Genomic DNA, 5,374 nt, shown 5'->3' with positions numbered 1-5,374 from the left:
CCCTGTAAAATACAGAGAATTAGCAGCCTAGAACATAGTGTTTTTATTAAGTTCCCATTTTAAGGGTTCAGTGCCAATATTCGGCGTTCCTTTCTTTATATTATTTATTAAGTAGAATATGTCTAATGTCACAAATATGATTAACAATATAGTCAGCACCATGTTGCTCTAGCTCTTCTTTTGCTGTTTCCCCACTTAAACCAGTTAAAGTACCTATAAATGTTGCCCCAATCTTTTTAGCACATAATAAATCCGCTAATGAATCACCAACAATAAATACATCATCCTTATTAACAATATGTTTTTGATTTTGAATATAGTGCAAATAATCTCCCTTATTGTTTCCATAAAGAGTTGCAATATAACTAAATGGATTAGGTTTACCTAGTGGCCCTTCTTTTGGAAATACTGACTCAGCTTTCAATACTTCACTCGCTGTGACAATATGCTTTTCATTAAAAAAAGATTTCAGACCAAAGGATTCGAATGGAACAATAGTTTCTGTTCTTGGTCTACCAGTTGCAATAGCAATGTTAAAACCTGCTTGTTTTATATCATTTAATAATGTTTTAATTTCTTCCACAGGACGTAAGATAATTTCTTCATAAATAAAGCCAGACTTAGGAATAGACAAAGGAGTAAGTTTTTCTACTTTTTCATATAAAGTTGTTCCTAAATACCATTCTTGATATACTGCTCTCGCTAAATTCCATAGTGGACTTTTTAAATTAAATAATTTAGCATTTTCAATATTTAATTGTTCTTTTGCGTAACGTTCCAATTCAAAATAAATATTCTCTTTACCACTTTGACTATTTTGAATGAATTTTAACGGCGCTGCATAATTAACTTTAAATTGATCAATATAAGATTGTAATTCACGTAGTTTTTCAACTGAAAAGGTTTTTACATTTGTTACTTGACTAATTATTTTCGAATCTAGCTGTTTCAAGAGATGGATTAAATGAATACTAAATACAACAAATAACATGTCCCAGTTAGAATTAAGACCTAAAGATTTTAGTTGATTCAAGATTTGATCTTTTAAAAATACTTGTTCTCTTATATTCTCAATTGATTTATTATTCATCTCAGTAAAATTACAAGTGCTATCTAAACCTAAAAAATATTTGCTCTTTAATAATTCTTCAACTGTTAAAGCAGATACATCAAAGCAACGTTCTTCACTTAAAAACACACCATCCACATCAAATAAAATTGACTTCATCGACATCTCTCCATTTTTTGATTATTCTGATATTTATAATCATAACGGACATTTCTATAAAGTCAATGTAGTAAAAATATAGAGCCAATGCTTAAAACCTAGCATTAGCTCTTTTATATAAAACATATTTATCAATAGAACTATAGTGTAACAAGTGATTTGGACAGATAGTGTCTGATTAATATAATATTGCTATTATATTATTTCATTTGTTTTTCAATTTCATCTGCTACTTGTTGAACATGTGTACCGATAATGACTTGTGCTGAATGACGACCATTTTTCGTCACTCCAACAGCTCCAGCATTTCTAATTTTTTGTTCATCAATTATCGTATTATCTTTTAGTTCTAAACGAAGTCGTGTAGCACAATTTGTTAGACTATCAATATTAGATTCTCCACCTAAACCTTCTAATATCTGTGTCGCTGATTGGTAGTATTTTCCACTTTTTGGTTTATCTTTAGTCGCCGTTGTTTCTTTTACTGGATCGGCAAGTAAGTTATCACCACGGCCTATTGTGTTTAAATTCAATACTTTAATCATGACTCTAAAAATAACATAATATAAAATAAAGAATACAATGCCTTGAACTAATAACATTAAAGGATGATTAGCTACTGGATTAATCAGTGATAAAACATAATCAATTAACCCTGCACTAAATGAGAATCCGGCAGTCCAATGAAATAAAGATGCGATAAATAATGAAAGACCTGTTAATAAGGCATGTATAACAAAAAGAACAGGTGCAACAAACATAAATGCAAATTCAATTGGTTCTGTAACTCCTACTACAAATGCTGATATAGCACTTGCTAAGAACCATCCCCATACTTGTTTTTGTTGTTTTGTTTCAGCACTGTGATACATCGCAAGTGCTGCTGCTGGTATACCAAACATCATAATTGGGAAAAAACCTGCTTGGTAACGTCCCGTTACGCCTTTTACTGCATCTTTACCCGTTTGGAATTTACCAATGTCATTAATTCCAGCTGTATCGAACCAGAATACTGCGTTCAATGCATGATGTAAACCAGTTGGAATAAGTAGTCGATTAAAGACACCATATAAAAATGCTCCAAATGAACCAAAACCTACTAACCATTCTCCAAATGCAACAATTCCTGAAAAGACTATAGGCCAAATAAATAATAGTATAACTGCTAATATAGTACTAAAAAATACAGTCATAATAGGTACTAATCGTTTACCACTAAAAAAAGACAAGGCCACAGGTAATTCAACTTCACTAAATTTATTAAAAGAATATGCTGCAATCAACCCGATAATTATACCAAGAAAAACATTCGAATTATCCATTTTTGTAAAACCTAAGTTCACTGCTTTTTCTTTTACATTAAATAGTGTAGCAACATTTTCTGGATTTAATACTTTCGTTACCATGGCATACCCTAGCGCACCTGCTAAAGCAACCGCACCATCGTTCTTCTTAGCCATTCCAATAGCTACACCGATAGCAAAGATTAACCCTAATTGATCTAAGATGGCTGTACCTACAATTGAAAAGAACATGGCTACTGTGGGAAGCACATGAAGAGCATTTAGCAAGTTGCCTATCCCAGTTATTATGGCTCCTGCTGGCAAAACAGCTACAGGGAGCATTAATGATCTTCCAAGATTTTGAAAGAATTTAAACATCTTTTATCCTCCTTTGTTTATTAAAAAACATTTTTTTATGTATTTAATCCATTATATAATTTATCATATTTGTAAGCGGTTACGCTACATAATTTTTTATGAAAGTATCCGTGTTGAAGCCCCAAGACTAAAGGAAAAAAGCTTAATACAAGCGCATTGTTCATTCGGTCATCGACTACCCACATATGAGACAACTCATTGATATGCGCCCTTCAAAGCAGACTTAAAAAATAAATACTTTGAAGTGAATTTTTTTATAATTAATAAATATAAAATCGATGCTAATATATTAAAAAGTCCTGAGACAATTAGATATGTCTCAGGACTTTGGTGAAAAATGGTATCAATATCTATTAAAGACGTTCTTGAATAAGATGTAATTCATGTTGTAATTGTGCTGTACGTCTTTCAATTTCTTTAGTTAAAAAATCAATTTTTTCATTACGTTTTAAATCTTTAGGTATATCTGATTGATAAATAGGTTTACCAAATTTAATCATCGCTTGACCAGTGACTAAACCATGTAACTTAGTTGGTCCAACATAAGCAGCTGGTAAGATTGGTGCTTTACCAAGCATAGCAATCGTTGCAGCTCCACGCTTTAAAGGTGCACCTTCAACTGAAGTTCTATGACCTGTTGGGAAGATACCTACTGTTTTATGATCTTTTAATAATTTAACAGGTTGTTTTAACGTGCTAGGTCCTGGGTTTTCTCTATCTACTGGAAAAGCATTTAAAGATCTTAAAAACTTGTCTCCCCACTTATTACTAAATAATTCTTTTTTAGCCATATAATGAATTTCATTTGGAATTAGTGCTAATCCTAATAAAATTACTTCATTGTAACTTTCATGGGTACATGTCACAACATATTTACTATCTTTAGGAATGTTCTCTTTGCCTATAACATGTAATGAACGAGCCATTTTTACAAGTATTAAGTCTAAAAATCTACTAATAAATTTATACATTCTGTCACCTGCTTCTAAGTTTCTACACTTAGTCGATTTTATCATTAACTTATCATGTGAACAAGATTTTAAAAGATACATCTTAAGTCTGATAGCTATTTACTAGAAATATTCAACTATTTTCTTCATAATTGAGATAATGGTTAAGATATATACGGAGGTTTAATATGACAGAATATAATCAATATTATCAATCCAGTGATTATCAGCATTCACGTCCACCTAAATCGAAATTTCCATGGTTTAGAATTATTATTATTGCTTTACTTGCTGGTATCATAGGTGCACTAATTGTTTTAGGAATTAATCGATTTATGAATGGAGAAGATTCAAATAGTGGTGGATCTCAAGTCCAACAAGCTACAAATGATAAAGGTGGCAATATATTAGATGGTAAAAGTGATAAATATAAATCAGTAAATGCCATGATAAAAGATGTCTCTCCTGCAATCGTAGGTGTAATTAATATGCAAAAGGCAACAAGTTTTGATGATCTATTGCAAGGTAAATCATCAAAAGCACAAGAAGCGGGTATCGGTTCTGGTGTTATATATCAAATTAACAACAATTCTGCATATATTGTCACTAATAATCACGTTATTGATGGTGCATCTCAAATCAAAGTACAATTACATAATGGTAAACAAGTAGAAGCTAAACTTGTAGGAACAGATGCAGTTTCTGATATTGCAGTTTTAAAAATTGATTCTCAAAAAGGAATTAAAGCAATGAAATTCGCAAACTCTTCGAAAGTTCAAACGGGCGATAGTGTTTTCGCAATGGGGAACCCACTTGGTTTAGAATTTGCTAACTCAGTAACATCAGGTATTATTTCTGCAAATGAACGCACAATTGAGTCTAATACCACTTCCGGTGGAACTAAAGTAAACGTGCTACAAACAGACGCAGCGATTAATCCTGGTAACTCTGGTGGCGCATTAGTGGATATTAATGGTAATTTAGTAGGTATTAATTCAATGAAAATTGCTGCCGACCAAGTTGAAGGTATTGGTTTTGCCATCCCAAGTAATGAAGTAAGAGTTACAATCGAGCAACTTGTCAAACATGGTAAAGTAGAACGTCCTTCAATTGGAATTGGGTTACTTAACTTAAGTGATATTCCAGATTCTTATAAAAAAGAATTGAAAACTGAGCGTGATACTGGTGTATATGTTGCAAAAGTTAGCCACTCTAGTGAATTAAAAGTTGGCGATATTATTACTAAAGTGGATAGTAAAAAAGTAGATGATGATACAGATTTAAGAACGTACTTATATCAAAATAAAAAACCCGGTGAAACCGTGAAGTTGACTGTTATACGTGATGGTAAAACTCAAGACGTATCAGTTACTCTTAAAAATCAAAAATCAACATCTACTCAATCATTTAGTTCTGAAGATAATAATAGTCAATTTATTCGATAATATATAAAGAGATTGGGACATAATTCCTAGCAAAATAGCCAGTAAATGAGTGTATTATAAATTCATTTACTGGCTTCTTTATTTACAATA

General features: G+C 31.7%; 4 protein-coding genes. 1 reads left to right on the top strand and 3 read right to left on the bottom strand.

Annotated elements, in window-relative coordinates:
* Window positions 1–100: 100 nt before the first annotated feature.
* From AC2FB1_RS10910 to AC2FB1_RS10900, 3 genes are all read right to left on the bottom strand, one after another.
* Entirely contained in the window at window positions 101–1,228 is a 1,128-nt protein-coding gene (locus tag AC2FB1_RS10910; RefSeq protein ID WP_490675257.1) for an HAD family hydrolase, read from the bottom strand.
* Window positions 1,229–1,428: 200 nt separating this feature from the next.
* On the bottom strand, window positions 1,429–2,889 hold the full coding sequence (gene nagE / locus AC2FB1_RS10905) for an N-acetylglucosamine-specific PTS transporter subunit IIBC (protein ID WP_490675256.1): 1,461 nt from the start codon (window positions 2,887–2,889) through the stop codon (window positions 1,429–1,431).
* Window positions 2,890–3,242: 353 nt separating this feature from the next.
* Complete coding sequence (locus AC2FB1_RS10900; RefSeq protein ID WP_490675255.1) at window positions 3,243–3,860, bottom strand: lysophospholipid acyltransferase family protein; 618 nt, start codon at window positions 3,858–3,860, stop codon at window positions 3,243–3,245.
* A 167-nt stretch (window positions 3,861–4,027) separates the two neighbouring features.
* Here AC2FB1_RS10900 and AC2FB1_RS10895 point away from each other — a divergent pair, with 167 nt between their 5' ends.
* A complete protein-coding gene (locus AC2FB1_RS10895) occupies window positions 4,028–5,284 on the top strand; it encodes a S1C family serine protease (RefSeq protein ID WP_490675254.1) in 1,257 nt (418 codons plus the stop codon).
* Window positions 5,285–5,374: the final 90 nt, after the last annotated feature.

Source organism: Staphylococcus sp. CoH_129_LAB_1, from assembly GCF_058191515.1.
Note: the sequence above shows the minus strand (reverse complement) of the source record. Positions and strands in the feature narration are given on the sequence as shown.

Excerpts from the sequence above, each read along its gene's own strand:
- AC2FB1_RS10910 (WP_490675257.1), bottom strand. The coding sequence starts at position 1,228 with ATGAAGTCAATTTTATTTGATGTGGATGGTGTGTTTTTAAGTGAAGAA.
- nagE (WP_490675256.1), bottom strand. The coding sequence starts at position 2,889 with ATGTTTAAATTCTTTCAAAATCTTGGAAGATCATTAATGCTCCCTGTA.
- AC2FB1_RS10900 (WP_490675255.1), bottom strand. The coding sequence starts at position 3,860 with ATGTATAAATTTATTAGTAGATTTTTAGACTTAATACTTGTAAAAATG.
- AC2FB1_RS10895 (WP_490675254.1), top strand. The coding sequence starts at position 4,028 with ATGACAGAATATAATCAATATTATCAATCCAGTGATTATCAGCATTCA.